This is a genomic window from Burkholderia sp. BE12 (assembly GCF_002959955.1).
Lineage (GTDB): Bacteria > Pseudomonadota > Gammaproteobacteria > Burkholderiales > Burkholderiaceae > Burkholderia.
Genome location: NZ_PREY01000001.1, coordinates 56742 through 81851, shown reverse-complemented (window position 1 = coordinate 81851; position 25110 = coordinate 56742). Strand labels below are relative to the sequence as shown.

General features: G+C 67.1%; 30 protein-coding genes and 1 pseudogene. 15 read left to right on the top strand and 16 right to left on the bottom strand.

Features of this window, described 5'->3' with window-relative positions; all coding sequences use genetic code 11:
* The first annotated feature begins 51 nt into the window (after positions 1-51).
* Positions 52-561, top strand: a complete 510-nt coding sequence (locus tag C4B30_RS00425; RefSeq protein WP_080681421.1) for a LysE family translocator — start codon at positions 52-54, stop codon at positions 559-561.
* Between the two features lie 20 nt (positions 562-581).
* Here C4B30_RS00425 and C4B30_RS00420 read toward each other — a convergent pair whose 3' ends face one another.
* Positions 582-1214, bottom strand: a complete 633-nt coding sequence (locus tag C4B30_RS00420; protein ID WP_027786418.1) for an FMN-dependent NADH-azoreductase — start codon at positions 1212-1214, stop codon at positions 582-584.
* 132 nt (positions 1215-1346) lie between these two features.
* Between C4B30_RS00420 and C4B30_RS00415 the strand changes: the two genes are divergently transcribed.
* Positions 1347-2270: a LysR substrate-binding domain-containing protein gene (locus C4B30_RS00415; RefSeq protein WP_051421439.1), complete on the top strand. Its 924-nt coding sequence runs from the start codon at positions 1347-1349 to the stop codon at positions 2268-2270.
* 10 nt (positions 2271-2280) lie between these two features.
* Here C4B30_RS00415 and C4B30_RS00410 read toward each other — a convergent pair whose 3' ends face one another.
* The 3 genes and pseudogenes from C4B30_RS00410 to C4B30_RS00400 form a co-directional block, all read right to left on the bottom strand.
* Positions 2281-3537 carry a saccharopine dehydrogenase family protein gene (locus tag C4B30_RS00410; RefSeq protein WP_027786417.1) on the bottom strand — a complete coding sequence of 419 codons (1257 nt, stop codon included), beginning with the start codon at positions 3535-3537 and terminating at the stop codon, positions 2281-2283.
* Between the two features lie 43 nt (positions 3538-3580).
* A pseudogene (locus C4B30_RS35765) lies at positions 3581-3706 on the bottom strand (acetoacetate decarboxylase); the annotation flags it as partial.
* 261 nt (positions 3707-3967) lie between these two features.
* The gene (locus tag C4B30_RS00400; RefSeq protein WP_027786416.1) at positions 3968-4651 is read right to left on the bottom strand and encodes a glutathione S-transferase family protein; all 684 of its coding nucleotides are present in this window, start codon (positions 4649-4651) and stop codon (positions 3968-3970) included.
* A 51-nt stretch (positions 4652-4702) separates the two neighbouring features.
* Between C4B30_RS00400 and C4B30_RS00395 the strand changes: the two genes are divergently transcribed.
* Together C4B30_RS00395 and C4B30_RS00390 are read left to right on the top strand one after the other, a co-directional pair.
* Entirely contained in the window at positions 4703-5731 is a 1029-nt protein-coding gene (locus tag C4B30_RS00395; protein WP_234015366.1) for a helix-turn-helix transcriptional regulator, read from the top strand.
* Positions 5732-5802: 71 nt separating this feature from the next.
* Positions 5803-6210 (top strand): DUF3224 domain-containing protein, encoded by a 408-nt coding sequence (locus C4B30_RS00390; protein ID WP_027786414.1) that lies wholly within the window; start codon positions 5803-5805, stop codon positions 6208-6210.
* Positions 6211-6219: 9 nt separating this feature from the next.
* Here the strand turns inward: C4B30_RS00390 and C4B30_RS00385 are convergent, their stop codons facing one another.
* From C4B30_RS00385 to C4B30_RS00360, 5 genes are all read right to left on the bottom strand, one after another.
* Positions 6220-7785 carry a methyl-accepting chemotaxis protein gene (locus tag C4B30_RS00385; protein ID WP_027786413.1) on the bottom strand — a complete coding sequence of 522 codons (1566 nt, stop codon included), beginning with the start codon at positions 7783-7785 and terminating at the stop codon, positions 6220-6222.
* A gap of 188 nt (positions 7786-7973) precedes the next feature.
* The gene (locus tag C4B30_RS35760; protein WP_227789473.1) at positions 7974-8453 is read right to left on the bottom strand and encodes a VOC family protein; all 480 of its coding nucleotides are present in this window, start codon (positions 8451-8453) and stop codon (positions 7974-7976) included.
* Positions 8454-8487: 34 nt separating this feature from the next.
* Positions 8488-9333, bottom strand: a complete 846-nt coding sequence (locus C4B30_RS00370) for an MBL fold metallo-hydrolase (protein WP_027786411.1) — start codon at positions 9331-9333, stop codon at positions 8488-8490.
* Between the two features lie 18 nt (positions 9334-9351).
* Complete coding sequence (locus C4B30_RS00365; protein WP_027786410.1) at positions 9352-9678, bottom strand: hypothetical protein; 327 nt, start codon at positions 9676-9678, stop codon at positions 9352-9354.
* Complete coding sequence (locus tag C4B30_RS00360; RefSeq protein ID WP_027786409.1) at positions 9671-10201, bottom strand: hypothetical protein; 531 nt, start codon at positions 10199-10201, stop codon at positions 9671-9673. The genes C4B30_RS00365 and C4B30_RS00360 overlap by 8 nt, the downstream gene beginning before the upstream one ends.
* 168 nt (positions 10202-10369) lie before the next feature.
* Here C4B30_RS00360 and C4B30_RS00355 point away from each other — a divergent pair, with 168 nt between their 5' ends.
* From C4B30_RS00355 to C4B30_RS00345, 3 genes are read left to right on the top strand one after another with little or no spacing between them, the layout of a single operon-like run.
* Positions 10370-11263 (top strand): LysR substrate-binding domain-containing protein, encoded by an 894-nt coding sequence (locus tag C4B30_RS00355; protein ID WP_027786408.1) that lies wholly within the window; start codon positions 10370-10372, stop codon positions 11261-11263.
* 49 nt (positions 11264-11312) lie between these two features.
* Positions 11313-11441, top strand: a complete 129-nt coding sequence (locus C4B30_RS36030) for a hypothetical protein (protein WP_256980743.1) — start codon at positions 11313-11315, stop codon at positions 11439-11441.
* The gene (locus C4B30_RS00345; protein WP_027786407.1) at positions 11438-11803 is read left to right on the top strand and encodes a hypothetical protein; all 366 of its coding nucleotides are present in this window, start codon (positions 11438-11440) and stop codon (positions 11801-11803) included. The genes C4B30_RS36030 and C4B30_RS00345 overlap by 4 nt, the downstream gene beginning before the upstream one ends.
* A gap of 46 nt (positions 11804-11849) precedes the next feature.
* Here the strand turns inward: C4B30_RS00345 and C4B30_RS00340 are convergent, their stop codons facing one another.
* Positions 11850-12755: a LysR family transcriptional regulator gene (locus C4B30_RS00340; RefSeq protein ID WP_027786406.1), complete on the bottom strand. Its 906-nt coding sequence runs from the start codon at positions 12753-12755 to the stop codon at positions 11850-11852.
* Positions 12756-12872: 117 nt separating this feature from the next.
* On the opposite strand from C4B30_RS00340, the gene C4B30_RS00335 reads away from it, so the two are divergent.
* Positions 12873-13463, top strand: a complete 591-nt coding sequence (locus C4B30_RS00335) for a flavodoxin family protein (protein ID WP_027786405.1) — start codon at positions 12873-12875, stop codon at positions 13461-13463.
* 70 nt (positions 13464-13533) lie between these two features.
* Positions 13534-14589 (top strand): aldo/keto reductase, encoded by a 1056-nt coding sequence (locus C4B30_RS00330; protein ID WP_027786404.1) that lies wholly within the window; start codon positions 13534-13536, stop codon positions 14587-14589.
* Between the two features lie 121 nt (positions 14590-14710).
* Here the strand turns inward: C4B30_RS00330 and C4B30_RS00325 are convergent, their stop codons facing one another.
* Both C4B30_RS00325 and C4B30_RS00320 read right to left on the bottom strand, forming a co-directional pair.
* Positions 14711-15487 carry a carboxymuconolactone decarboxylase family protein gene (locus C4B30_RS00325; protein ID WP_373558219.1) on the bottom strand — a complete coding sequence of 259 codons (777 nt, stop codon included), beginning with the start codon at positions 15485-15487 and terminating at the stop codon, positions 14711-14713.
* A gap of 16 nt (positions 15488-15503) precedes the next feature.
* Positions 15504-15902 (bottom strand): (R)-mandelonitrile lyase, encoded by a 399-nt coding sequence (locus C4B30_RS00320; RefSeq protein ID WP_027786402.1) that lies wholly within the window; start codon positions 15900-15902, stop codon positions 15504-15506.
* A 130-nt stretch (positions 15903-16032) separates the two neighbouring features.
* Here C4B30_RS00320 and C4B30_RS00315 point away from each other — a divergent pair, with 130 nt between their 5' ends.
* On the top strand, positions 16033-16941 hold the full coding sequence (locus C4B30_RS00315; protein ID WP_027786401.1) for a LysR family transcriptional regulator: 909 nt from the start codon (positions 16033-16035) through the stop codon (positions 16939-16941).
* Positions 16942-17162: 221 nt separating this feature from the next.
* On the opposite strand, the gene C4B30_RS00310 is transcribed toward C4B30_RS00315, so the two are convergent.
* On the bottom strand, positions 17163-18077 hold the full coding sequence (locus C4B30_RS00310; RefSeq protein WP_027786400.1) for a LysR family transcriptional regulator: 915 nt from the start codon (positions 18075-18077) through the stop codon (positions 17163-17165).
* 149 nt (positions 18078-18226) lie between these two features.
* Between C4B30_RS00310 and C4B30_RS00305 the strand changes: the two genes are divergently transcribed.
* Genes C4B30_RS00305 through C4B30_RS00290 form a run of 4 tightly spaced genes read left to right on the top strand, consistent with a single transcriptional unit; the run spans position 18227 to position 21899 of the window.
* On the top strand, positions 18227-19351 hold the full coding sequence (locus C4B30_RS00305; RefSeq protein WP_089502459.1) for an NAD(P)/FAD-dependent oxidoreductase: 1125 nt from the start codon (positions 18227-18229) through the stop codon (positions 19349-19351).
* Entirely contained in the window at positions 19344-19643 is a 300-nt protein-coding gene (locus C4B30_RS00300; RefSeq protein WP_027786398.1) for a (2Fe-2S)-binding protein, read from the top strand. The genes C4B30_RS00305 and C4B30_RS00300 overlap by 8 nt, the downstream gene beginning before the upstream one ends.
* Positions 19640-21076: an FAD/NAD(P)-dependent oxidoreductase gene (locus tag C4B30_RS00295; RefSeq protein WP_027786397.1), complete on the top strand. Its 1437-nt coding sequence runs from the start codon at positions 19640-19642 to the stop codon at positions 21074-21076. The genes C4B30_RS00300 and C4B30_RS00295 overlap by 4 nt, the downstream gene beginning before the upstream one ends.
* Before the next feature lie 40 nt (positions 21077-21116).
* The gene (locus C4B30_RS00290; RefSeq protein ID WP_027786396.1) at positions 21117-21899 is read left to right on the top strand and encodes an ABC transporter substrate-binding protein; all 783 of its coding nucleotides are present in this window, start codon (positions 21117-21119) and stop codon (positions 21897-21899) included.
* A 128-nt stretch (positions 21900-22027) separates the two neighbouring features.
* Here C4B30_RS00290 and C4B30_RS00285 read toward each other — a convergent pair whose 3' ends face one another.
* Together C4B30_RS00285 and ampC are read right to left on the bottom strand one after the other, a co-directional pair.
* Positions 22028-22690, bottom strand: a complete 663-nt coding sequence (locus C4B30_RS00285) for an ankyrin repeat domain-containing protein (protein WP_027786395.1) — start codon at positions 22688-22690, stop codon at positions 22028-22030.
* A 91-nt stretch (positions 22691-22781) separates the two neighbouring features.
* Positions 22782-23951 (bottom strand): class C beta-lactamase, encoded by a 1170-nt coding sequence (ampC, locus tag C4B30_RS00280; RefSeq protein ID WP_027786394.1) that lies wholly within the window; start codon positions 23949-23951, stop codon positions 22782-22784.
* Between the two features lie 163 nt (positions 23952-24114).
* Here ampC and C4B30_RS35095 point away from each other — a divergent pair, with 163 nt between their 5' ends.
* Positions 24115-24264 carry a hypothetical protein gene (locus C4B30_RS35095; RefSeq protein WP_155257384.1) on the top strand — a complete coding sequence of 50 codons (150 nt, stop codon included), beginning with the start codon at positions 24115-24117 and terminating at the stop codon, positions 24262-24264.
* Between the two features lie 29 nt (positions 24265-24293).
* Here C4B30_RS35095 and C4B30_RS00270 read toward each other — a convergent pair whose 3' ends face one another.
* Positions 24294-25106, bottom strand: a complete 813-nt coding sequence (locus tag C4B30_RS00270) for an alpha/beta fold hydrolase (RefSeq protein WP_027786393.1) — start codon at positions 25104-25106, stop codon at positions 24294-24296.
* Positions 25107-25110 lie beyond the last annotated feature (4 nt).

The following is a 25110-nucleotide window of genomic DNA, read 5'->3' as shown; positions in this document are numbered from 1 at the left end:
CCTGCTTGCAGGGCGTGCGTCGATCGATGCATTCTCCATTCGCTGGCCGGCATGAGCAAGCGTCGGGAAGTCCATTCATTCTTTATTTCGATTCGAGGTAGCGTTTGTTCCATCAGCGACAATATGGTCCGGGGCAAGTCGCCGTGGCTCTTCGATACCGTCAAGCTGATCGGCGCGATCTACCTGATCTACCTCGGCGCAAAGATGCTCATGGCGAAAGCCGGCGGCGTGCAAGCCGATACCGCCGTGGCGCCGCTGTCCGATCTCGCCGCGTTACGCACGGGCTTCCTGACCAATGCGCTGAATCCCAAAACCACGGTGTTCATCGTCAGCCTGTTCATGCAGGCAGTCCGGCCCGACACGCCGTTGATCGTGCAGATCGGCTACGGCGTGTTCATCGCGGCCGCCCATGCCGGCTGGTTCAGCCTCGTGGCGCTCTGTTTCTCGGCCACGGCGGTCCACGATCGCCTGCTGTCGCTACGGCACTGGATCGATCGCACGTTCGGATGCCTGCTGGTGGGCTTCGGCGTCGCGCTCGCCATCGCACACGGCGGGCGCTGACGCTTAATGGCGCGGCGGCCTCAGAACGCGCGCGCCGTCGCCCGTGCCTCGTCGATCGCGCGGCTCCGATCGACCTTCCCGTCCGCACCGAACAACGTGCGCTCGACGACGATCCCGGCGACGTCCGTCACGCCCACGAACTTGAGCCACGTTTCCATGTACGGGCGCTGCAGATCGAACTCGGCGGCCGGCGTAAACGACCCCGGCGACTGGTAGGCGAGCCCGCGAGCATAGACCACCGCCGCCTTTTTCCCCGCCAGCTTGCCGGTAAAACCCGCTGCGTCGAACGTGAACAACACATCCTTCTGCGAGATCACGTCGATCAGGTGCTTGAGCTTGTACGGAATGCTGAAATTCCACAGCGGCACGCCGAACAGGAACTTGTCCGCTTCGTGGAACGGCGCCGCGAGCCGTTCGATCTGCCGCCACGCCGCCGCCTGCTCCGGCGTCAACGCCGTGCCGCTCAGCCCGGCATATTTCGCGGCCAGCGCGGCGCCGTCGAATTCGGGCATCGGCAGATCCCAGATATCGAGCTTCCGAATCTCGTGATCGGGATGGGCATGCCGGTACGCGTCGAGAAATGCATCGCACACCTCGATGGACGCCGAATAGGCCTTGTTGGGTGAGCCTTCGATATAGAGAACGCGTGTCATGGCGCCGGTCCTTGCCAAGGGTGACGACGGCGCGCCCAATGCGCGCTCGCCCACCGCGCTTCACAGCCTATCCAGGCAGCCTATAATCCGGAAACGATATTAATTGATCGAATTAACCCGGATTGGTGATGAATGAATCCTCCTCTCGACACGTCGCTGCTTCATACCTTCGTGGCGGTTGCCGACGTGTGCAGCTTCACCCGCGCCGGGCGGCGGCTGAACCTCAGCCAGTCCGCGGTCAGCGCGCAGATCGTTCGCCTCGAGGAACAGGTCGGGCAGGCGCTGCTCGTGCGCAACACGCGCAGCGTCACGCTGACCGCGCATGGCGAGACGCTGCTCGGCTACGCGCGCGCGATGCTCAATCTGAGCGAGGAAGCTCGAGCCCGGCTGGGAACGGGTGACGCCGTCGACGTCAAACTGCGGATCGGTGTGTCGGAGGACTTTGCAGGCGGCTGGCTTGCGGACCTGATGCGCCGCCACGGCGCCGCGCGGCGCGGCCTGCGGATGGATCTGGCCGTCGACATCGGCGACAGCCTGTTTCGACGGCACGCCAACGGCGAATTCGATCTCGTGATCGGCAGCCGGTGCTCGCACTCGGGCCACGGCGCGACGTTGTCGCACGAGCCGCTCGTCTGGGCGTTCGCGCGCCACGAGCCGCTTCCGGAAGGCGACGTGCCGCTCGCGTGCTTCCCCGATCCGTGCCCGTACCGCGGCGCCGCCATCAAGGCGCTCGCGCTGGCCGGCATGCGCTACCGGATCGCGTGCGAAAGCCCGAGCGTGACAGGCATCCGGACCTTCGCACGGGCCGGCATCGCGATCGCGCCCGTGCCGCGCAGCGCGATCGACGACACGCTCCGCGAATTGGGCTTGCCCGAAGGTTTGCCGGCACTGCCGGAGATGGAATTCGTGATGATGCACGACGCGCGGATGCCGGCGGCCGCCGAATTCGCCGCGACGATTCTGGACGAAACGGCTGCCCGCACGGGCGCGGGCAAGCGCGGCCGCGAGCGTACCGGCGGGCGGGGCATCCATGACGCCCCCGCCCGGCTCGAATAGCTGGCGCGAACTACGTTCGAATCACCTCGAAACGCAACCCGGCATGGCGAACCAGACGCTCGATATAGCGTTCGTCGAACATCGTCGCGGGCGTCCAGAAACCGCCGCCGCGCCCGGTCTTCACGCCGTCGCGGCTGCAATCGAGCGCGAGACCGATCGCGGCCTGGCCGAGCATCTTGCCGGTGGAGCCGTAGCCGGGATCGCGATCGCCGGTGACTTTCACGCGCAAGGTTCGCCCGTCGTCGGCGCGGCCGAAGAAGCGCAAATCGTAGCGGCCAGCCTGTTGGGCGTCGATGCTCGGCCCCTCGCCCGGCTTCGGCAGCAGGAAGCGCTGCATCAGGCCGCGCACCGGCCCGATGAGGACACCGATCATGAACGCGCCGAGGCCCGCCACCATCGTCAGCGCGATCATGCGCCCCTTCAGGCCCGCGCCCGTCATCACGGCTTCGTCATAGGTAAAGCGGCTGCCGTACGCATCGCCAGCCAGCGCATTGGAGCGGTGGACGACGCGCTCGTTGATCGCCGCCATCACGAACGGCGCGATCCACGCATCGCAGTCGCGATCGAATTCGGCGGAGCGAACCGCATGCTGCCGTACCGTGAAACCATGCCGTTGCGGACACAACGAATAAGGATCGAGCAGTTCCCGACGCAATGCCGGATCGGCCGCCGCTTCGCGCACGACGTTGATCACGCTGGCCACGGTGCCGCCCGACGCACCGCCCTTCAGCGTTTTGACGCGCATCGTCACGTGAGCGGCCGGCGCGCCCCACTGCCGCCGCGCCTCTTGCTGCAGGAAGAACACACCCATGTCGGACGGCACCGAATCGAAGCCGCAGCAATGCACGATGCGCGCGCCCGATTGCCGGGCCGCGGGCTCGTACTTGTCGATCATCCGCCTGATCCACTGCGTCTCGCCGGTGAGGTCGCAGTAGTCGGTGCCGGTTTGCGCGCAGACCCTGACCAGCGGCTCTCCGTACAGCGCGTAGGGGCCGACGGTGGACACGACCACCCGCGTTTGCGCGCACAGCGCCCGAAGCTGCGTTTCGTCGGCTGCATCGGCGACGATGATCGGCACGGATTGCCCGGCCGCGCCGAGCGTATCCCTGACCTGCCTGAGCTTCGCGTCGGACCGGCCCGCGATCGCCCAGCGCAGCGTGTCGTCGGTACCGGCGGCCGACAGATAGTCGGACAGATAGCGTGCCAATATCTGCCCGACAAAGCTGGTGGCGCCAAATACGACGAGATCGTAGGTCGGTTGGGGCATGGACGACTCCTTCCGTGCGCGCAGGTCGCACGCATCCGTATCGTTAGCGTGGCTTTCCGGGTTCATCGAAGGCCCTTGAAGGCGTCGGCAGATTCAGGACCCGTTGCGCATCCTCGACCACGTCGAGACGCATGATCGTGGATGCGCCGAGCCCGTCGAGCAACTGGCTTCATCCGGGACCGGTCGTAGCCCCCGCCCTCGGGCACGTCGACCGTGTGCGGCCCGAATTCGACCTGTATAAAACGCCTGTCCATGTCCGTTGCCCCTCGTCGATGATCGACCGTGGCAGGCGAGATCCGAAGCCTGCCGATTCGCCGCCGTCAGCAAGCACTCTAAGCTTCAAGTCAACTTCAAGGTCAAGGCGACGAGTAGAGGAATATGTCGGACTGCGGCGGCGCGGCCCGATGGCCGCAGCCGTTTCGTCGCCCGATCATGGGGCTGGCGGGCGTGGCCGATCGAGCTCGCAAAGAAAATCGGGCACCGCTTCCCCGATCGACGCCAGATACGCGACCATCGCACCGGCCACTTTCCGCACCGCCGGACGCGCCGTCATCCGGTCACGCCACGCGAGCAGGTTGGGCGTCTCTCCGGTCATCGGCGCCCCCTTGCGCGCGCCAAACAACTGCGCCATGTAGAACGCGATATCGGCATAGGAATAGGTATCCGCCAGAAATGCGCGATCCGCGAGCACATGCTCCATGCGCCGATAGTATCGTGCCGCTTCGGCGCGCGCGGCCCGTGCCGCCGGATCGTCCGGCGTTGCTTCAAGCCCCATCAGCCGGACGATGTGCGGAAAATAGATCTCGTCGCTGCCATGTTCGAGCTGACGCGCAACGGCGCGTGCCGCCGGTTGCGCCGGCCACAACGCAGGTTCCGGCTGCAGGTCCTCGAAGTACTCGAAGATCTGCGTGGAATCGAAAATCTCCAGCGCGCCGTCGATCAGCACCGGCACCTGGCGCCTCGGGTTGATCCGCAATACATCCGGATGCGTGGGGTCGTAGCCGCGTTGCTGGCTGAACGGCGCCATCGCCAGCTCGAAATCGATGCCCTTCTCGTGCGCCGCAATCTCGACCTTGGCGCCGAACATGCTCAGCGGTCCTGAAATGATTTTCATGATGTGTCTTCGCTTCGACGGAACGGATCGGGGATGCCACAAAGCATAAGCGTGAAAACACGACACCCGATGTCATGTATTTGCGGTAACGTGCCGTGTATGAAAGCGAGCCGCCTGTTGTCGATCATGATGATGCTGCAAGCGCGCGGCCGGATGACCGCGCCGGCGCTGGCCGAAGCGCTGGAGGTGTCCGAGCGCACGATCCTGCGCGATATCGACCAATTGTCGACGGCCGGCGTGCCGATCTGGGGCGATCGCGGCCGCAATGGCGGCTTTCAGTTGCGCGACGGCTGGAGCACCGATCTCACGGGGCTCACCGAGCACGAGGCGCATGCGCTGATTCTCGCGGGCCTGCCCGGCCCGGCGAGCGAACTGGGCCTCGACGGCATGGCAACCTCGGCACGGCTGAAGATGATCGCCAGCCTGCCGCCGGGCGCGCGCGAACGGGCCGATCGCGTCGCCAGCCGGCTGCATGTCGATACCGTGGATTGGTACCGCGCGCAGGAAACGCCGGAATTTCTGCGCGAAGTCGCCGATGCGGTGTGGGGTGCGTACCGTATCGACGTGAAGTACCAAAGCTGGCGCGGCATGTCCCGGCGCGCGCTCGAGCCGCTCGGCCTCGTGCTCAAGGGCGGCGCCTGGTACCTGGTTGCCCGGGTGGCCGGCAAGGCCGGCGCGCTCACCTTCCGGCTGGCGAACATCCGCGAACTCGAAGCGACGCACCGCCGTTTCAGGCGCCCCGCGCGATTCGATCTCGCCGCGCACTGGCGTGACGCGATGAGCCGGTACGAGGCCGATCTCTATCGGCTGACCGCCCATATCGCCGTGTCGCCGCGCGCCGAAACCTGGCTGGCCAACGCGCGGATCGAAACCGCACCGGTATCGCCGGACGCGGGCAGCCCGGATGTCCCGGCGGGATGGAAAGCGCTCCTGATGCCGATCGAATCGATCGAGCACGGTGCACGCAAGCTATTGGGGTACGGCGCACAGGTGAGGATCCTCGGGCCGCAGGCGCTCAAGGATCGATTCATCGACGAGTTGTCGCAGTTGAAAGCGCTTTATCGATCCGGCGACGATTGACGCGCCGCGACCGGCCGCCGTCGACGGCGTTGGCTTATAGTGCCGATTCCCATTCGACGAGGAGAACAGTCATGAAACTGCAGGCCAGCGGTCCGTTCGAAGTGAAGCTGAATCCGGAACCCCTGAGTCACGTCGCGGAAAGCAGCGGGCTCGGCCGCATGTCGCTGGACAAGCAATTTCACGGCGATCTGGAAGCCGTCAGCCACGGAGAAATGCTCGCGTTTCGCAGCAGCGTTCAGGGTTCGGCCGGCTACGTGGCGATGGAAACCGTCGAAGGCGTGCTCGGTGGACGCAAGGGCAGCTTCGTCCTGCAGCACAGCTCCACGATGACGCGCGGGCAGCCGACGCAGTCGATCACGGTCGTGCCCGATTCCGGAACGGACGAACTGCTCGGGCTCTCCGGCGCGATGCTCATCGACATCGACAACGGCCAGCACGCGTACCGCTTCGACTACGCGTTGCCGGACGCGCCGCAATAAGCCCGCACGTCACGCGAGCGCCGCGTCGCGCAGACGGAACTGTGCGACCGCCGCGCTCAGCCGCGCGCCCTGTTCGTCGAGCGACAGCGCCGCGGCCGCCGCTTCCTCGACCAGCGCGGCATTGCGTTGCATCGTCTGCTCCATCTGGATCACCGCGGCATTCACCTGCTCGATGCCCGACGACTGCTCGTCGAATGCCTGGCTGGTTTCGCCCATGATCGCGTTCACACGCTCGACCGCCGCGACGAGTTCGGCCATCGCCGAGCCGGCCCGGTCGACGAGGCCGCTGCCGTCTTCCACGCGTCGCGCGGAATGGCCGATCAGGTCGCGAATTTCCTTCGCCGCGGCCGCACAGCGCTGTGCGAGCCCGCGCACCTCGGTCGCGACGACCGCGAACCCGCGCCCCTGCTCGCCCGCGCGCGCGGCTTCGACCGCGGCGTTCAACGCGAGGATGTTCGTCTGAAACGCAATGCTCTCGATCACGCCGACGATGCCGGAGATGCGCGTGGAGCTGTGCGAAATCTCCGACATCGTCTCGACGACGCGTTGCATCGCTTCGCCGCCGCGCGACGCGATGCCGGCCGCGCCCTCGACATACGTGCGCGCGTCGCGCGCGTTGTCCGCGTTCTGGCGCACGGCCGCCGTCAGTTGCTCGACGCTCGCGGCCGCCTGCTGCAACGACACGGCCTGCTGCTCGGTACGCGCGGACAGGTCGACGTTGCCGCTCGCGATCGTGCGCACGTCGCCGACGATCGTCTCGGTGCTCGCGCGCACCTGGCTTACGGTATCGACGAGGCCGTCCTGCATCCGCTTCAGCGCATTGAGCAGATACGCCATTTCATTCTCGCCCGGGACGACGACGGCGCCGGTCAGGTCGCCTTTCGAGATTTTTTCGAACTGCTCGACCGCGAGATTGATCGGCTCGATGATCGCCTTCGCGAGCACGCGCTGCGCCAGGAACCCGACGACGAGCGCCAGCACCGCGACCGCCCCCATCCCCCACACGATCCGGTGGAAATGTATGCCGGCCGCATCGTAGCGGGCCTTCTGGCGCGTGACCTGGAACGATTCGAGCGCGTCGATCGCCGTCTGGTAGGCGGCGAACAATGCAGGCGGCGCGGTGCGCTGCGTGTCGAGGAAGTTGAATGCGTCGTCGCCGTCGAGCTGCGACAGCGCCTTCAGGAACACGCGGTCGAGCAGCGCGCGCCGGCGGCTCTGCAGCGTGTCGAACAGCGCCTGCTCGCCGGCGTCGCGCACGTGCAGACGCGTGTACGCATCCAGTTCGTCGTTGCTCTGCTTGAGCAGCGAATGAAGTTGCGCGACTTCCTCTTTCGCGGGCTGGCCGGCGCTGATGATCTGCGCGACGTCGCTCATGCGTTCGCGCAGCACCAGCATCCGCTCGGAGCTGGTCTTCAGGTGCAGCAGCGACGCGGTGTCGTCGCGGTACATCGCCTCGAGCGAGCCGTTGCCGACGTAGAGGGCCGCGATGCAGGCGCCGACCACCAGCACGAGCAGCACGGTATAGCCGGCGATGGTCGCGACGAGTCCACCACGGATAGTGAGTTGTTTTCGCATGACGTTCCCTTGAGCCGGCCGGGCACGGCCAGCGGCGGAGTGAATTCCGGAACACGAACGACGCGCGCCGTGGCGCAATACCAGGCGCGGGGCTGCGAACGGGTTAACGGCGCGGGGAACGGGCGGCTTTTATCCGCACGCGACGCGAATCTTGACGATTGCGACAGAGGGAGGCGAAAGCAGCGCGGCTACTCGCCGTCGCCGAGCCTCGAACGAATCTCGTCGGCCGACGGGTCGCGCTGGTGCGTGGCGATCTGCCAAACGTTTCCCCACGCGTCCTTCACCATCGCCCGCCGGTCGCCGTACGGCATGTCGGCGGGCGCTTCCAGCGGAATCGCCTGCGCCGCGAGCGCCCGTCGATAGGTGGCATCGGTGTCCTGGACATACACGTACAGAAACGCCGGCATCGGATCGCGCAGGCCGTCTGCGCCGCTGATCATCACGACGGAGTCGCCGATCCGGATCTCGGCAGGCAAACCGGTACGGAATTCGCCTTCCGCGTCGAACACCGTGCGGATGAAGGCGATCAGGTTGCGCGGATCGGGCACGACGATCCGCGGCGTGACGGTATGCCATCCATCGGGCTGGAATGGGGCCATGACGTGCGACCTCCGACGAGATTTCAGGCTGGATTGTCCTCCTCGAACGGCAGCTTGCAAAGCGGGCATACGGTATCGACCACGCACGTTGACGTGCCTCACTTCAGGTGTCGGTTTCGTAAAACAGGCCGTATTCGCCGTTCGTTCGCCTGATGCGCGCGAAGCCGGATTCGCCCAGATGCATGCCGGCGATCAACAGCCCTTCCGAGCTGACGCGGTCGAGCAGCCGCGAACGCGTCTTCGCCGCTTGCGACGCGTCCTGATCGAATGCAATCGCGACGTCCGGCCGTTCGATCTGGATGTGCGGAAAATGCACGATATCGCCCCACACGAGCAGGCCCTGATCGCCGGATTCGAGCAGGTATCCGGTATGTCCGTCGGTATGCCCCGGTAGCGGTATGGCAGCAATGCCGGGGAGCACTTCGCCTTCATCGAACGTCCGGAGCGCGTCGCTGTAAGCGTCGAATACCTGACGCGCGATCCGGAAATTGCCGCGAGCGCGCTCGCTGGCGTGGCTCAGATTGCCGTCGTCCCGCCAGAATTCGACCTCGCGTCGATGCGCGACCAGTTCCGCATTCGGGAACGCAACGTATCCGTCGGCATTCACCAGCCCGCCGACATGATCGGGATGAGCGTGCGTGAGCAGAACGGTGTCGATAGCGACAGGATCGATGCCGGCCAGTCGTAAGTTGTCCTGCAGGCGGCCGCCCCATTGCCTGATGCCACCGGCCCCGGCGTCGATAAGAATCGTGCGGCCCGCGCCGCGCACCACGTAGCAGTTGATATGCACGGCGGACGGCTCCTGCTGCCCGGCCGCACGCTGCATCGCGGCAGCGTCGGTCACGTCAATATTCGACAGGAAATCGAGGCTGGCCGTGAGGTAGCCGTCGCTGATCGCGGTGATCGTGAAATCCCCGACGCGCTGGCCGGGAAACGTAACGTTGGACATCATGCTTCTCCGCGGTGGCTAGTTTCGGGCGTGAAGGTTCGGCGCGGCATGACCGAAGCAACGGATGCGCGCCTTCAGCCCCGTGCGACGAACGATGGCGCGATCCAGCGCTTCCATGAACGCGTTCATGACCGCGGGCGGCCGGAACGACGCCACGCGATACTGGATTTCCGCGAAAACGGGATGCCCGCACCCATGCCGAACCGCCACGTAAATGACGTGGACGTTCCCGACTTCTGCCTGAAGGACATCCGTACAGAGTTCGATGCAGTCGCCGGACAGTTCGGCGAGGCGCTCGTCAGGCGGCATGCGTTCCGCATCGATATGGAACGTCACGTTAGGCATCGCTGCTCTTCTTCGTCAGTTGCGCCGTCATCGGTGCGTACAGGTCGAGGCCGGCCGGCACGTCGTCGACGAGCGGGGCATCGCGCCGGGGGAGTACCGCAAGCCAGCGGCGCGCCGGACACTGCTCGAGTGCAACGGCCTGCATGGCCAGCGGTTTCAGGCCCAGTTCGATCAGCGAGTCGGGCCCGCTGGCGCTCAGCAGGAGCAGTTCGTCGGCATGGACCGCCGGCGCACGACCGATATCGCTGTAGAGGTTGCGGTGCCAGTCGGTGATGTGCTGCTGCCACCGCGCGAAATTGCCGCCGCCTTTGCGTCGATATTCATCGCCGGTCAGCACGTCGAGGCCGTCGATCGTGTGAATGGCCAGATAAACGGGGCAGCCGCCGCTGATCGCCCTGAAGCGCTGCGACGTATGAAAGCCGGTCACCGAGATGAGGGCCGGCAGCTTGTCGACGCTGTAGAAGTCGTTCCATTCGGCTTCGCTGGCTGCGTCGGCGAAACTGCATTCAACGGTATAGATCATCGGATCGTCCTTCGTGACGAATGAGCATCCTGTGCTTCGAATGCGGGATATTCAGTGCAGTGACGTAATGCTAATCTGCTGTTTTTCGCAGAGATATCGACTTAAAGTCAGCCTTCAGTGATATTTGATCAAGCTGACCGTCGAATGCACCCGACCGGCGAGACCCCGATGCGACGCAAGATCCCGAGCAATTCCGCGCTTCTGGCCTTCGAGGCGGCGGCCCGACACGGCAGCTTCGCCCGCGCCGCCGACGAGCTGGCGCGCACCGAGGGCGCCGTCAGTCGCCAGATCGGCCGGCTGGAGGCGTTCCTCGGCGTGACGCTGTTCGAGCGCGTCGGCAATCGCGTGCGGCTCGCCCCCAACGGCACGCGATACGCGGTGCAGGTGCGCGAGATTCTGGATCGGCTGGAACGGGACAGCCTGTATCTGATGGGGCAGCCCGTCGAAGGCGCGAGCATCGACATCGCCGCGATCCCGACCTTCGCGACCCGCTGGCTGATCCCGCGGCTGAAGCGCTTTCAGGAGCGCCATCCGAACGTCACCGTGCACATCGCCGAACGGATGGAGCCGTTCCTGCTGGCCGGCAGCGGATTCGACGCCGCCATTCATTTCGAACATCCGGCCTGGGCCGGCATGCATCGGCATCCGCTGCTGGAGGAGGTGCTCGTGCCCGTCTGCAGTCCGGCGCTCATCGAACGCGCCGGCGCGAATCCGTCGCTCGATGCGCTGCCGCGCCTTCACCGGCGGCAGAATCCGGACGCGTGGCAGCTCTATGCGCAGGAAACCGGCATCGCGCTGACCAATTCGGCGGTCGGCCCGCGATACGATCTCCATTCGATGCTGATCGAGGCCGCGCTGGCCGGCCTCGGTGTCGCGCTGGTGCCGCGCCTTTACATCGGGACAGAGCTTGCACAAGGGCGGCTGGTCGCACCCTGGCCGGACGGCAAAGCGATTACGAAAAACTTTTGCCTCGTGCTTCCCGAGCCGATCGAATTGAGCGCGGCGCCGGTGCGGGCGTTTGCGGAATGGTTGCTCGACGAGGCGCGGGACGCGGCGCGCTGATGCCGTGCCCGATGTTCATCGCTACACGAATCAGGAGGGCCTTTCACGCATGATGCAGACGGATATCGAGGCACCCGGGCCGGCCGGCCCGCTGAAAGGCACGCTATTGTCTCCCGCCGCGGACGATGTTCCGGTGGTGCTGATCGTGCCGGGATCGCAACGGAAAAACGAGCGATGACGAGCCTGATTCGATTCCGGGTTCGGCCGGTGTATCACGGTAGCGATCTGCTGGTCGAGGTACTCGACGACCATCGCGCAGCCGACTTTCCGGATATCGCCGCGATCCTGCGCGATGCGCTGCATTCCGTCCGGCTCACACATCCGGACGGCCTCGACGACCCGCAGGCCGCCTCGTCGCAGGACCGCTATTTCAGCTATTGGGCGTATGCGCGCGGTCACTATGAAATCGACGACGATATCTGGGGATGGTGCGTCACCGCGCCGGTCGACAATCGGGCCATCGTCGCGGACATCGAACAAGCGCTGCTGTCGACCGGAAAATTCGTCCGGGAAGCCGTGGATTTCGGCAAGTTCGCATAACGCAAACGGCCGCATCCGCCAGCACGTCGAACCGCTCCCCTCTCAGCTAATCCAGGTAGGGCTGTAATACGCCCCCGATCCAGTCCATGAACGCCCGCACGCGCGGCGAAAGATTGCGCCGATGCGCGACGACGAGCGACGCGGCAAGCGGCTCGGGACGCAAGGCCGGCAACACCTCCACGAGCGCGCCGCTCTCGATGTGATGCGCGAGCGCCGAATAGCCGGCCTGGATCAGCCCGATGCCCGCCAGCCCCGCTGCATGATAAGTCTGGACACTGTTGACCTGCATCGCGCTCGGCAACGGTAGCCACGCATAGCCGTCGCCGTCCGGGTATTCCCATCCGGGATGCCGCGCGCCGAGCGTCAGCGTGTAGTGGATCATCTTGTGCCCCTGGCTGTGCAGATCGCCGAGCGTGTGCGGCACGCCATGCCGGGCCAAATAGTCGGGGCTCGCCGCATTCGTCATGCGCAGCCTGCCGAGCGGTCGGGCAATCAGCGTCTCGTCGGCGATCGGGCCCAGCCGGATCACGCAATCGAACCCTTCCCGAACGAGATCGACACGCCGGTCGGTACTGGAAAGTTCCAACTCCAGATCCGGATGCGCGGCCATCAGTTGCGGCAGCGCCGGCACCACGACACTGCGCGCCAGTTCCGTGGGCATGTCCACGCGCAACCTGCCGCGCAACGATGTGCCGCGCCCCGAAAACATCGACTGCAATTCCTGCACTTCGGCGAGCAGGTCGGTTGCACGGGCATAGAACGCGCGGCCGTCCTCGGTGAGCTGCACGCGCCTCGTGGTCCGATGCAGGAGCGCGACGCCCATGTCCCGTTCGAGTCCGCGAACGACCATGGACACGCGTCCTTTCTGAATACCGAGGCTCTCGGCGGCACGCGTGAAGCTCGCCATTTCGGCGACACGGGCAAAAATCAACAGCGCGTCAAGGTTCTGCATTGTTCATCCGGAAAGTAACGGAACGTTCAATCTGCCGTCGTTTATAACCCGATCGCGGCTCGGTAGAGTGGTTTCCCACGTCGTCTGAACGACAACCCCAAACGAAAGGAAACCATCATGGATCAACTCAACCCGCCGGTAAAAACGGTCGTCGTCTACCACTCCGGCTACGGCCATACGCAACGTATGGCCGCCGCCGTCGCGGACGGCGCCGGCGCCGTACTCGTCGCGATCGATGCCGACGGAAACCTGGCCGACGACGCGTGGAACACGCTGGCCGACGCCGACGCGATCCTGTTCGGCTCGCCGACCTACATGGGCGGCCCGAGCTGGCAGTTCAAGAAGTTCGCGGATGCGTCGTCGAAGGTCTGGTTCGACAGCGGCTGGCAGAACAAGATCTTCGGCGGCTTCACCAATAGCGCCAGCATTAACGGCGACAAGCTCAATACGCTCGAATACTTCTTCCTGCTGGCCGGACAGCATGGCGGCATCTGGGTCAGCATGGACATCAAGCCGGCCAACCTGAAAGCGTCGACGCGCGACGACCTGAACCGCATGGGCGCCTACATCGCGCCGATGGCGCAGACGCCGGCCGATGCGTCGCCCGAGGAGATGTCGCCGGGCGATCTCGAAACGGCCCGCCGCTATGGCGCCCGCGTCGCGGCGATCGCCGCGCGGTTGCGGGCCGGCACATCGCGCGGCAACTGACATTCCGACGTGCGGGGCGCCACCGGCCGACGCCCCGCCTGGTGTCCGGCCGATTCTGAAGGGGGCTGCATTGAAATACAAGCAATTGGGCCGCACCGGCCTGTACGTCTCCGAGCTGTGCCTCGGCACGATGACCCTGGGCGGCAACGCGGATGCCGGCATGTGGGCGGCGATCGGCGCGGTCGGCCAGGACGACGCGAACCGTTTGATTGCCCGTGCGCTCGACGCAGGCATCAACTTCATCGATACCGCCGATATTTATTCCTTCGGCCAAGCCGAACGCGTGCTCGGGCAGGCGTTGCGAGACATCGGCGTCCCGCGCCACGAGATCGTGCTGGCGACGAAGACGGCCGGCGTGATGGGCGCGGGCCCCAACGACCAGGGCGCGTCGCGCGGTCACATCATGGATTCGGTGCAGAGAAGCCTGGAACGGCTCCAGGTCGACCATATCGACCTGTACCAGATTCACGCGAGCGACCCCGTCACGCCGATCGAGGAGACGCTGCGCGCGCTCGACGATCTCACGCGGCAGGGGCTGATCCGTTACGTCGGCGTGTCGAACTGGCGCGCGGGCAAGATCGGCAAGGCGCTCGGCCTGAGTGCCGCGCTTCACGCCACGCGCTTCGAGACGCTCCAGGCCTACTACTCGATCGCCGGGCGCGACGTGGAGCGCGAGCTGATTCCGCTCGCCGTCGACGAGCAGATGGGGCTGCTCGTCTGGTCGCCGCTCGCCGGCGGATTGCTGTCGGGCAAGTTCGGCCCCGGTGCGTCGACCGAAGCAGGTTCACGGCGCGGTCATTTCGATTTTCCGCCGGTCGATCCGGATCGGGTCTGGCCGTGCGTGGCGGAGATGCGCGCGATCGCCGGCGCGCATGGCGTCTCGGTCGCGCGGATCGCGCTCGCGTGGTTGCTCGCCAAGCCGGCAGTCACCAGCGTCATCATCGGCGCCAAGCGGATCGACCAGCTCGACGACAACCTTGGCGCGGTCGACGCCGTCCTGACCGACGAAGAACTGGCGCGTCTCGATGCCGTGAGCGCGTTGCCGCCCTGCTATCCCGGCTGGATGATCACGCGTCAGGAAGCGGGCAGGCTGCCCCGGCCGGTCACGCGCGCCGCGTCGCAATAGGACCGCGACGCTTCGTCGTCGCGTCGGCACGGGCGGTTGCGAAGCTGCCAGTATCAAGGCGGGTGCGCGGCATGCGCGCTTGCGTCCGCCAGCCCGGTTTCTCGTACAGCGTCCCGGCACGTCACGTCGCGCGCCGTGAAAATACCTCCTTGAACACGGGCATCGCCGAAAAGACGTTCGGCCATCCCGCGTAGAACGCCAGTTGCGTCAACGTCTCGGACGCTTCGTCCTGCGTGAGCCCGTTGTCCATCGCCCGGTTCAGGTGATACGGGATCTGCGCCACCTGGCCGTTGGCGACGAGCGCGCTCACCGTCACCAGGCTGCGGTCGCGCGGCGCGAGCCCCGGGCGAAGCCACAAGTCGCGAAACAGCGCGTCGGTCGTGTACTCGACCACGCCCGGTGCAGCGGCGCCAAAGTTCTCCGCGACCGTCCGTGCGCGCTGCGCCTCGGCCGCCTCGTTCAACGGCAGCAGCGTGACGTCCGCAGGCGCGAGCTGATCGGGCCCGATGCCGCGTTCGTCATAGGCGTGCTTGACGACGATCGACGCAGCGCTCGCGTTGGGCCATCCCGAGTAAAAGGCCAGATGCGCGATCATTTCCGATATTTCCGCGGGCTTCACGCCATGATCCAGCGCGAGGCGGACATGAAGCGGCATCTCCGCGGTCTGGCCGCGAGCGATCAGCACCGACAGCGTCACGATGCTGCGATCGCGCGGCGACAGGTGCGGCCGCTTCCACAGGCCGCCGAACACGGTTCGAGTCGTATATCGCTCGAAGGCCGGGGCAATGGCCTTCAACTCATTGGAAGGCAAGGATTCCTGCATGGTGTCGGTCCTTTGCATGGTGGTGCACGCGGCGGCAAGCAGCGCCAGGCCCGTCGCGGCGGCGAGCCGCGACACGCAACGCGTGCGATCGTCAGCGCGGGTCGTACTGCGCATCGGTGACGTGTTCGAGCCAGTCGACGTTGCGCCCATCGAGTGCTTCCTGAATCGCGATATGCGTCATCGAGGTGGTCGACGTCGCACCGTGCCAGTGCTTGTGTCCGGGCGGGCACCAGATCACGTCGCCCGCGCGGATCTCGACGCGCGGCTCGCCGTCGCATTGCGTCCAGCCGCAGCCGGCGGTCACGAGCAGGGTCTGGCCGAGCGGGTGCGTGTGCCACGCGGTGCGGGCGCCCGGCTCGAACGTGACGCTGGCGCACGATACGCGCGCCGGCGGCGGCGGTGCGTTCAGCGGGTCGATCCGGACCGTGCCGGTGAACCATTCGTCGGGGCCCTTGATCGAGGGCTGCGAGCCCGCGCGCTTCAGTTCCATGATGTCGTCCTCTATCGAAAAGGGTGCCGCATGGATCGCTCCAGCGGTCAGCCATTCCACTTTAATGATTCGCGATTCATGCGACTAGATGGCAAAATCGGCATGGACCTATGCTGGGGTGCATGAATCAATGGAAGACTTCAACGATCTGGTGGCGTTCATGGCCGTCGCGCGCGAGCGTAATTTCACCCGCGCGGCCGCGCAGCTTGGCGTGTCCCAGTCGGCGTTGAGCCGAACGGTGCGCGCGCTGGAAACGCGCATGGGCATTGCGTTGCTGACGCGCACGACGCGCAGCGTGTCGCCGACCGAGGCCGGCGAGCGGTTGCTGGAATCGCTCGCCCCGCGCTTTCAGGAAATCGAGGCGGAGCTGGAATCGCTGCGCGCGACGACGGACCAGCCGGCCGGCAACGTCCGCATCACCACGACCGACTATGCGGCGAACGAGTACGTGTGGCCGCGGCTGCAACCGCTGCTGCGTCGGTATCCGGCGCTCAAGGTCGAGCTGGTGAACGACTATGGTCTGACCGACCTCGTCGCCGGCCGCTACGACATCGGCGTGCGGCTTGGCGACCAGGTCGCCAAGGACATGATCGCGCAGCGTATCGCGCCGGACATGACGATGTCGATCATTGGCTCTCCCGATTATCTAGCGTCCCGAGCCGCGGCGAAGACGCCCCAGGACCTGACCGGGCACAACTGCATCAATCTTCGGCTGCCGACCAGAAACGCGCTGCTGTCGTGGGAGTTGAGCAAGGGGCGCCGCGAATTGCAGGTCCGCGTCGAAGGGCAGTTGACGTTCAACAACGTCTATCAGATGGTCGACGCGGCGCTTGCCGGCTTCGGGCTCGCCTATGTGCCGAAGGACCTGGTCGCGCATCACGTCGAAGCCGGACGGCTCGGCTGGGTGCTGGAGGACTGGTTTCCGACGTTCGTCGGGCTCCACGTCTATTACCCGAGCCGGCGCAAATCGTCGCGGGCCGTGGAGCTCGTGGTCGACGCGCTCAGGGCCGGGTATCAACGCAACATGCGATCGGCCTGAGCCGTTACGCCGGTGTATCGGCAGCGTCCCGCCCGTTCTACCTGAAGTATCACGGCTATACCGCGTACTTCCCGCTGGGCACTCGCGCGTTATCGGAGGCTGGCGGGCGCCGCGGCGGCGGCTCCCGCGGCAGTCGAAGCGGACGACACGGCCATCGCTTGAACGACCCGCGCTGCGCGGCGCCGACCGCACCCCGCGGTCGTGACGGCCCCTCCACCGAATCACCCGGCTTCGTTCTCCCGCATCCTCGCGAACGCGTCGCGTAAATCCGCGCAGAACGCGTCGCCGATCATCGACAGCGGCTGCGACGCGGACGTCACCAGATAGAAGTGATCGGGCACGGCCGGCTCGAACGGCTTGACGGCCACGCGCGGGCCCGCGTACGCGGCCGTCACCGGATCGATCAGCGCAACGCCGGCGCCGTTCGCGACGAACGCGACGATCGTCCGCGACAGCTGCGCCTCGATCGACAACACGCGCGACACGCCGGCTTCGACGAACACGCGGTCGATCGCGCTGCGCGCCTCGAAACTCGGCGGAAACGAGATGAACGATTCGTCGCGCAGGTCGGCTGGCTGCACGACGCGCTTGCGCGCGAGCCGATGCCCGCGCGGCACGATGCAGCACATCGCGCTTTCCGCGAGCCGCTCGCCGCGCACGGCCGGATGCGGGACGGGCTCGGCGATCAACCCGACATCGCATTGCCCCGACGCGACCTTGTCGACGACGGTGGACGCACTGTGCGCGAGCAGCGTGATGTCGACGCCCGGATGCGCGTGCGAGAAACGCGTGACGAGCTCCGGCAGCAGGTCGAGCGCGACGGCGGGCGAGCCGGCCACGCGCAGCGTGCCGCGCCGCATCGCGCGGATCTGCTCGGCGGCCTGCGCAACACGGTCGAGGCCGACGAACGCGCGTTCGACCTCCTCGTACAGCACGCGCGCCTGCGCGGTCGGCGTGAAGCGCCCCTGCTGCCGCTCGAACAGCACGAAGCCGATCCGGTCCTCGAGATCGGCGATCAGCCGGCTCACCGCCGGCTGCGAGATATGGAGATCGCGCGCCGCGCGCGTGACGGTATGGCGCTGCATCACCGCGCGAAACGCTTCGATCTGACGAATCCTGAGCGAGGGCGTAGTCATAACATTGAATTATGGGTCGTTGATCAAGCTGTATTGGACAGCGCATTTTGCCTGTCCGAACATCGGCGCCACACCGTACTGAAAGCAAGGAGCCGCGCTCCCATGGGATATAACACGCAACCGCGTCACCCGCGACACCGGAGTCGCGCATGACCGTGCGCCGCTTCGACGTCGTCGTGGCCGGCGGAGGTCTCGTCGGCATGGCCCTCGCGTGGGGCATCGCGCGTCTCGGCCAACGCGTCGCGGTGTGCGACGGCGACGACATCGCGTTTCGCGCGGCGCGCGGCAATTTCGGGCTCGTGTGGGTGCAGGGCAAGGGCGGCCGCTGCCTGCCGTATGCGCGCTGGTCGTGCGAATCGTCGGCGCGCTGGCACGCATTCTCCGCGCAGTTGCAGCGCGAAACCGGCGTGGACTGTGCGTTCGAACGCCCGGGCGGCATCGAGCTGTTCGAACATCGCGCGGAACTCGACAGCGCGACCGACCTGCTCGAATCGCTGCGCCGGCGGGACGCCGCGCTGTCGTATGAAGTCCTCGATCCGGCGGCGCTGCGCCGGCGCATTCCATCGGCATCGCCGTCGCTGGCCGGCGCGCTGTGGTCGCCGAACGACGGTCACGCGAATCCGCTCCATACGCTGCGCGCCATGCTGCTGGCATTCCAGCAGTGCGGCGGCGTCTATCTGCCGCGCAGCGACGTCACGGAAATCCGCCCGCGCGCCGGGCGCTTCGAGATCGACACACGCCACGCGCGGCTCGAAGCCGGGCGCGTGGTGCTCGCGGCCGGCCTCGACAACGCACGGCTCGCGCCGATGGTCGACCTGCGCGCACCGATTTCGCCGTTGCGCGGCCAGATCATGGTCACCGAGCGCCTTGCGCCGTTTCTCGACTATCCGACGCTCGTCGTCCGGCAGACGCGGGAAGGCTCGGTGCTCCTCGGCGACTCGGCCGAAGACGTCGGCTTCGACGACGGACAGACGCGTCCCGCGATGGTCGACATCGCGCGCCGGGCCCGCACCGCATTCCCGGCCCTCGCGCATGCACGCATCGTCCGCGCGTGGGGGGCGCTGCGCATCATGACGCCCGACGGCCTGCCCATCTACGAGGCGTCGGCCACGCATCCCGGCGCGTTCATCGCGATCTGCCACAGCGGCGTGACGCTCGCGGCGACCCACGCCGATCTCGTCGCGCCGTGGATCGCCGGCCGCGCCGCGCCGGCCGACCTGTCCGCCTTTACCACCGCGCGCTTCGCCGCGCCCACGGAAGCCCGGCATGTTTGAATCCCTCATTCCCGCCGCCGCGATGCTCGAACGCGTGCGCATCCATATCGACGGCACGCCGTACGACGTACCCGCGCATGACAGCGTCGCGGCCGCGATGCTCGCCGCCGGTTCGGCCGCATGCCGCACGAGCGCCGTCAGCGGCGCGCCGCGCGGCCCGTTCTGCATGATGGGCGTGTGCTTCGACTGCCTCGTCGAAGTCGACGGCGTACCGAATGTGCAAGGCTGCATGACGCCCGTCGCCGACGGCATGCAGGTGCGCACGATGCACGGCAAGGCGAGGCTCGCATGACGCGCCGCCAGTGCGACCTGCTGATCGTCGGCGCCGGGCCGGCCGGGATGGCGGCGGCCACCGCCGCGCGTGCGACCGGCTTGTCGGTCGTCGTCGCGGACGAAGGCCGCGCACCCGGCGGCCAGATCTACCGCAACGTCGCCGATGCGCCGGCGCCGCTCGCGCAATGGCTCGGCGCCGACTACACGGCCGGCCGCCCGCTCGTCGACGGCCTGCTCGCCAGCGGCGCGCATTACCTGCCGCGCAGCGTCGTCTGGCAAATCGCGTTCGAGCCGGCGCCCGTCGCGATGCTCACGCAAAGCGGCCCGTCGCGCGGCACGCTCGAAATCGGCGCGCGCGCGGTGCTGATCGCGACCGGCGCGCAGGAGCGGTCGTGGCCGGTGCCCGGCTGGACGTTGCCCGGCGTGATGGGCATCGGCGCCGCGCAGACGCTGCTGAAAGCGTCGGGGCTCGCGCCATCGGCCGACGCCGTGCTCGCGGGCAGCGGCCCGCTTCTCTGGTTGTTCGCCGCGCAATTGCTGAATGCCGGCCGGCGCGTGCGCGCGCTGGTCGATACGACGCCGCGCGACGCGTGGCGCCGCGCGCTCCCGCATGCGCTGCCGGCGCTGCGCGGCGCCGACTATCTGCTCAAGGGCTGGCGCATGCTGCGCGCGGTGCGCCACGCCGGGATTCCGGTGTATCGAGGCGCGACCGACATCCGCATCGACGGCGCCGACCGCGCCGAACGCATTCGCTTTCGCGACGCGGAAGGCGTCGTGCAGATGCTCGACACGTCGCTCGTGCTGCTGCATCAGGGCGTCGTTCCGTCGACGCAGCTCGCCCGCTCGCTCGGCTGCGCACACGAATGGGACGATTCGTCGGCGTGCTGGCGGCCGCGCTGCGACGCACGCGGCCGCAGCAGCGTGCCGCACGTCTGGATCGCCGGCGACGGCGCGGGCATCGGCGGCGCGCGGGCTGCGGCACTCGCCGGCGAAGTGTCGGCGCTCGACATCGCCGTGCAACTCGGTGCGCTCGACGCGCAACGGCAGGCCGCGCGCGAACGCCCGGTGCTGCACGCGTTGCGCCGTCATCTCGCGGTGCGCCCGCTGCTCGACGCGCTCTACACGCCGTCCGCCGCGCTGCGCCGCCCCGACGACGACACGATCGTGTGCCGCTGCGAGGAAGTCACGGCCGGCGAAATCCGCCGGCTCGCGGCACTCGGCTGCCAGGGGCCGAACCAGATGAAGGCGTTCACGCGCTGCGGGATGGGTCCGTGCCAGGGGCGCTGGTGCGGCACGACGGTCGGCGAACTGATCGCCGACGTACAGCAGCGCAGCGTCGGCGACGTCGGTCACTACCGGATCCGCGCGCCGATCAAGCCGGTCACCGTCGGCGAGATGGCCGACGCCCTCGAACTGTCGAACGATTTTCAGCGCGGCGAATTCCCGAGCTGACGCGCACGCCCACTCTTCCCCACACGAACGGAGCCCGACCATGAAGACGCGCATCACGATTCTCCTTTCCGCCGCCGCGATGGCCTTCGCATCGCTGGCGTCCGCGAAGGAATGGACGACCATCCGCATCGGCGTCGACCCGACCTACCCGCCGTTCGAGTCGACCGCGACCGACGGCAGCGTGAAAGGCTTCGACATCGATCTCGGCAACGCGCTGTGCGCCAAGCTGAATGCGAAATGCGTGTGGGTATCGAGCAGTTTCGACGGGCTGATTCCCGGGTTGCAGGCGCGCAAGTTCGACGTGATCCTGTCGTCGATGGCCGCGACCGAACAGCGGCGCCAGCAGATCGACTTCACCGATCGCCTGTACCGCAACCAGACGCGGCTGATCGCGCGCAGCGGGTCGGGGCTGCTCCCGGACGCGGCCAAGCTCGCCGGCAAGCGCGTCGCGGTCGAACAGGGCACGGTCCAGGAAACCTATGCACGTGAAAAGTGGGCGGCCGCGAAGGTCGAGGTCGTGCCGTATCCGAGCTACGACCAGGCGTATGCGGATCTCGTCACCGGGCGCGTCGACGGCGTGCTGATGGATGCCGTGCAAGGCCAGCTCGGGTTCCTGGCGACGCCGCGCGGCAAGGGCTTCTCGTTCGCGGGCGGCGTGGTGTACGACGCGAAGATCATGGGCAACGGCGATGCGGCGGGCGTGCGCAAGGCCGACACCGACCTGCGCGACGCGCTGAACCGCGCCATCGCGCGAATTCGCAGCGACGGCACCTACGACGCGATCCAGTCGAAATACTTCGACTTCGACATGTACGGGAACTGACCGCACACGGGGCAGGAAAGCGAAACCCGGCAGCCATTCTTCCCGGGCGCCGCGATGCCTCTGATTGGGTGCACTCGCAACGACATCGACGTGGTGCGGTCTTGTGCCCGGCGGGATGACCGGCCGTGTCAGACGAAGCCCGCTTCGACCAGCGTGCAGCCGTGGGCCGTAATCTCGTGCCGCTGGCCCGAGCCGCCGACCACGCGGCTCCAGCTCTCGGACACGAGCACGGCGGCATCGCCGTCCGTGCGCAGCGCGTAATCGAATCCGCCGTACATGCCGGGCACCGCGAACCACATGCGCCCGGCCTGCGCGTCGAATTCGAGCAGCGGTTCGAGTTCGGGAAAACGCAGCGCGTCGACCCGCAGGTGCGCGATGCGGCCACCGATCATGTCGTGGAAATGACGCTGGATGGCGCGCAGCGTGCCGTCGGGCACGAAGCGTCGCGGCTGCGGCGTCAGCAGCGCGACCAGATGCCGATGCCCGCGCCGCGCGGCAATATCGATCGCACGCTCGCGTCGCGCATCACGCAGCATCCGCCATGCACCGAGCCGCAGCAGCTCAGTGACGACCTCCTCCGGCGCGCCGCCATACGCGGCCTGATGCAACGGCGCGTAAAGCGACGTGCCGCCCGGCCGCGTCGCGTTGACGAGCGCGGGCTGTTGCGCGATACGCTCGAGCAGGGTCGCCCATGCGCCGTCGCGCGCCGCATCGGCCAGCGCGTGCCGGCTCGCCAGTTGCGCGTCGTCAAGCACGTCGGCGCCCGTGATTCCGTCCCATGCGATGCTCAATCGGCTCTCCTCCGTCGCCCGGTGCGTCGCTCGCCGCGCACCGGATTGCCCGCCCATCATAAGCATTTCCCGACGGGCGGGCGCGGCAACGTTACCGCCCGTCGCCGAGCGACCCGAGGATCCGGTAGGCGACCTTCACGCGGTCCTCGATCGGCACGTTGCCGTTCGCGAGCATCACGATCGCGATCCGCTTCGCGGGAACGAACGCGACATACGTGCTGAAGCCGCCGGTCGAACCCGTCTTGTTGATCCAGGTCGCGGGGTTCGGCGCGAGCGGCGGCTGGATCGCGCTGGCCGGCACCGCATCGAACAGCATCTTCGGCGCATTGCCCGCGAGCAGCGTGGGCAGCGCGACCGGGTACGGATACTGTTCCCAGATCAAATCCTGGGTCAGCGGCCCCGCGCGGAAATAGCCGGTGTGCGTGCGTTCGATCGCGCGCTGCAGCCGCGGCGCCGTCTGGATCATCCCCATGTTCGCCTGCACGAAGCGCAGCAGGTCGGCCGCCGTGGTGCGCACGCCGTACGCCGGCTGCCAGAGCATGCCTTCCGTCATCCGGACCGGCTTGCCGTCCTTCGTGTAGCCCTGCGCATAGTCGGCCATGCGCGCGTCGGGCACGTCGATGTAGGTATGCGTCATCCCGAGCGCGGGAAAGAGGCGCTGCTCCATCAGCGTCGCGAAATCCTTGTGCATCGCCTTCGCGGTGAGCCAGCCGAGCATGCCGATCGCGACGTTCGAATACTTGCGGTGCGTGCCCGGCGCATATTCGGGCCGCCACGCGTCGAGATAGCGGATCAGGTCCGCGTCGTCGCGGATGCTGTCCGGCACCTGCAGCGGCGTCCCGCCGGGCGTGTGCGTGCCGAGCTGGAGCAGCGTCACGACGCCGAACGGCTTGCCCTGCAGCTCAGGCAGATATTTGGCCGCGGGGTCGGCGAGCGACAGTTCGCCGCCCTCCTGCGCGTCGGCGGCGAGCGTCGCGGTCAGCGTCTTGCTGACCGAACCGATTTCGAACAGCGTGTCGCCGGTCACCGGCTTGCCGGTTTGCTTCGACATCACGCCGTAGTCGAACACATAGGGCTTGCCGTCGGCGACGATGCCAACAGCCATGCCGGGGACCGCATACTGCTTCATCAGCGGCGCGATATGGCGGGTGACGGTGTCGTGGAGGGCGTCCTGCGTGACGGCGGCCGCACGGCCGGCCGCGGCGGTCGCGCATGCGGCGACGAACAGGGTCGCGGCGAAGCGTGTCGCATTGAATCGCATGAGTGCGGTTCCTTTCGATTTCTGATGGTTGCATGGACAACAGACCTGGCCGCGCCGCGCGGAGCGAGCGGCGGCCGGCCTGCCGAAGCAGGACTATCCGCTACCGCCCGGCCGCCAACAATCGACGATATGTTGCGCGAGCCGAAAGAAAAACTTATGCGATATGCGAAATGCCGGACGGGGGCGGCTCGCCCGCCGCGGCGCCGAGCGCGGCGATCCGGGCGACATCCTCGCGTGGCTCGGCAACCATTTCTTTCGCAGGGTCGTCTGGGCGTTCGAGTACGCGCAGCCGCTCGATTCGCTCGCCGAGTAACGCCCGCGCGTCGGCGGGCCGTGCGCGCATTAACCCGCCAACCGGTCGAGAAACGCCAGCATCGCCGCGTTGAACCGCGCGGGCCGCTGCAGCGGCGCGAAATGGCTCACGCCGGGCAGGATCGTCAGCGTCGCGCCCGGGATCGTCCGCGCGAGGTACGCCGCATGCTCGGGTCGGATGAATTCGTCGTGCTCACCTTGCACGATCGCAACCGGCACGGCAATCGCCGCGAGATCCTGCGCGGTGTAATTCGGTTGCGTGCGCATCATTTCGCTGACGGCAGCCACGAATGCGTCGAACTGGTCCGGTGTCGCGGACAGTTGCGCATAGTCCTTTCGATGTCGCGCGAAACAACGATCGATCAGCGGGCTCGGCACCATTTCCTTCGTGCCGCCCGGATCCATGTTGCACGCGAAGAAGAACACGCCGGCCGCGCGTTCCGGTGCGCGGGCGGCCAGCACGAGTGCGATGCATGCGCCGTCGCTCCAGCCGACGAAGCGTGCACGGTCGACCTGCAGCGCGTCGAGAACGGCCAGCACGTCCGAGGCCATGCGTTCGTACGAATAGGGTCTGTCGTCGCGCGTGCTGCGGCCGTGGCCGCGGCTGTCGATCACGATCGCGCGGTAGCCTGCCGTGAGCAGCGCCGGTACCTGGTTGCCCCAGTTGCCGCCGTGGCCGAGGCCGCCGTGCAGCAGCACGACCGCCGGCCCCCGGCCGAACGACGCGTGCCGGATGCGCGCGCCGTCGTGGTCGAGCCATCCTTCGGCATCGGCCGCGGGCAGCGGCGTGCCGCCGTGTGCGTCGAAGTGAACGAGTTCGTCGTCGTCGAGTTCCGCATTCATCGGT

Bases quoted from the DNA above. Each gene is read 5' to 3' on its own strand.
- C4B30_RS00425 (WP_080681421.1), top strand. From the start codon at position 52: ATGAGCAAGCGTCGGGAAGTCCATTCATTCTTTATTTCGATTCGAGGT.
- C4B30_RS00420 (WP_027786418.1), bottom strand. From the start codon at position 1,214: ATGACACGCGTTCTCTATATCGAAGGCTCACCCAACAAGGCCTATTCG.
- C4B30_RS00415 (WP_051421439.1), top strand. From the start codon at position 1,347: ATGAATCCTCCTCTCGACACGTCGCTGCTTCATACCTTCGTGGCGGTT.
- C4B30_RS00410 (WP_027786417.1), bottom strand. From the start codon at position 3,537: ATGCCCCAACCGACCTACGATCTCGTCGTATTTGGCGCCACCAGCTTT.
- C4B30_RS00400 (WP_027786416.1), bottom strand. From the start codon at position 4,651: ATGAAAATCATTTCAGGACCGCTGAGCATGTTCGGCGCCAAGGTCGAG.
- C4B30_RS00390 (WP_027786414.1), top strand. From the start codon at position 5,803: ATGAAACTGCAGGCCAGCGGTCCGTTCGAAGTGAAGCTGAATCCGGAA.
- C4B30_RS00385 (WP_027786413.1), bottom strand. From the start codon at position 7,785: ATGCGAAAACAACTCACTATCCGTGGTGGACTCGTCGCGACCATCGCC.
- C4B30_RS35760 (WP_227789473.1), bottom strand. From the start codon at position 8,453: ATGCCCGCTTTGCAAGCTGCCGTTCGAGGAGGACAATCCAGCCTGAAA.
- C4B30_RS00370 (WP_027786411.1), bottom strand. From the start codon at position 9,333: ATGTCCAACGTTACGTTTCCCGGCCAGCGCGTCGGGGATTTCACGATC.
- C4B30_RS00365 (WP_027786410.1), bottom strand. From the start codon at position 9,678: ATGCCTAACGTGACGTTCCATATCGATGCGGAACGCATGCCGCCTGAC.
- C4B30_RS00360 (WP_027786409.1), bottom strand. From the start codon at position 10,201: ATGATCTATACCGTTGAATGCAGTTTCGCCGACGCAGCCAGCGAAGCC.
- C4B30_RS00355 (WP_027786408.1), top strand. From the start codon at position 10,370: ATGCGACGCAAGATCCCGAGCAATTCCGCGCTTCTGGCCTTCGAGGCG.
- C4B30_RS36030 (WP_256980743.1), top strand. From the start codon at position 11,313: ATGATGCAGACGGATATCGAGGCACCCGGGCCGGCCGGCCCGCTGAAA.
- C4B30_RS00345 (WP_027786407.1), top strand. From the start codon at position 11,438: ATGACGAGCCTGATTCGATTCCGGGTTCGGCCGGTGTATCACGGTAGC.
- C4B30_RS00340 (WP_027786406.1), bottom strand. From the start codon at position 12,755: ATGCAGAACCTTGACGCGCTGTTGATTTTTGCCCGTGTCGCCGAAATG.
- C4B30_RS00335 (WP_027786405.1), top strand. From the start codon at position 12,873: ATGGATCAACTCAACCCGCCGGTAAAAACGGTCGTCGTCTACCACTCC.
- C4B30_RS00320 (WP_027786402.1), bottom strand. From the start codon at position 15,902: ATGGAACTGAAGCGCGCGGGCTCGCAGCCCTCGATCAAGGGCCCCGAC.
- C4B30_RS00315 (WP_027786401.1), top strand. From the start codon at position 16,033: ATGGAAGACTTCAACGATCTGGTGGCGTTCATGGCCGTCGCGCGCGAG.
- C4B30_RS00310 (WP_027786400.1), bottom strand. From the start codon at position 18,077: ATGACTACGCCCTCGCTCAGGATTCGTCAGATCGAAGCGTTTCGCGCG.
- C4B30_RS00305 (WP_089502459.1), top strand. From the start codon at position 18,227: ATGACCGTGCGCCGCTTCGACGTCGTCGTGGCCGGCGGAGGTCTCGTC.
- C4B30_RS00300 (WP_027786398.1), top strand. From the start codon at position 19,344: ATGTTTGAATCCCTCATTCCCGCCGCCGCGATGCTCGAACGCGTGCGC.
- C4B30_RS00295 (WP_027786397.1), top strand. From the start codon at position 19,640: ATGACGCGCCGCCAGTGCGACCTGCTGATCGTCGGCGCCGGGCCGGCC.
- C4B30_RS00290 (WP_027786396.1), top strand. From the start codon at position 21,117: ATGAAGACGCGCATCACGATTCTCCTTTCCGCCGCCGCGATGGCCTTC.
- ampC (WP_027786394.1), bottom strand. From the start codon at position 23,951: ATGCGATTCAATGCGACACGCTTCGCCGCGACCCTGTTCGTCGCCGCA.
- C4B30_RS35095 (WP_155257384.1), top strand. From the start codon at position 24,115: ATGCGAAATGCCGGACGGGGGCGGCTCGCCCGCCGCGGCGCCGAGCGC.
- C4B30_RS00270 (WP_027786393.1), bottom strand. From the start codon at position 25,106: ATGAATGCGGAACTCGACGACGACGAACTCGTTCACTTCGACGCACAC.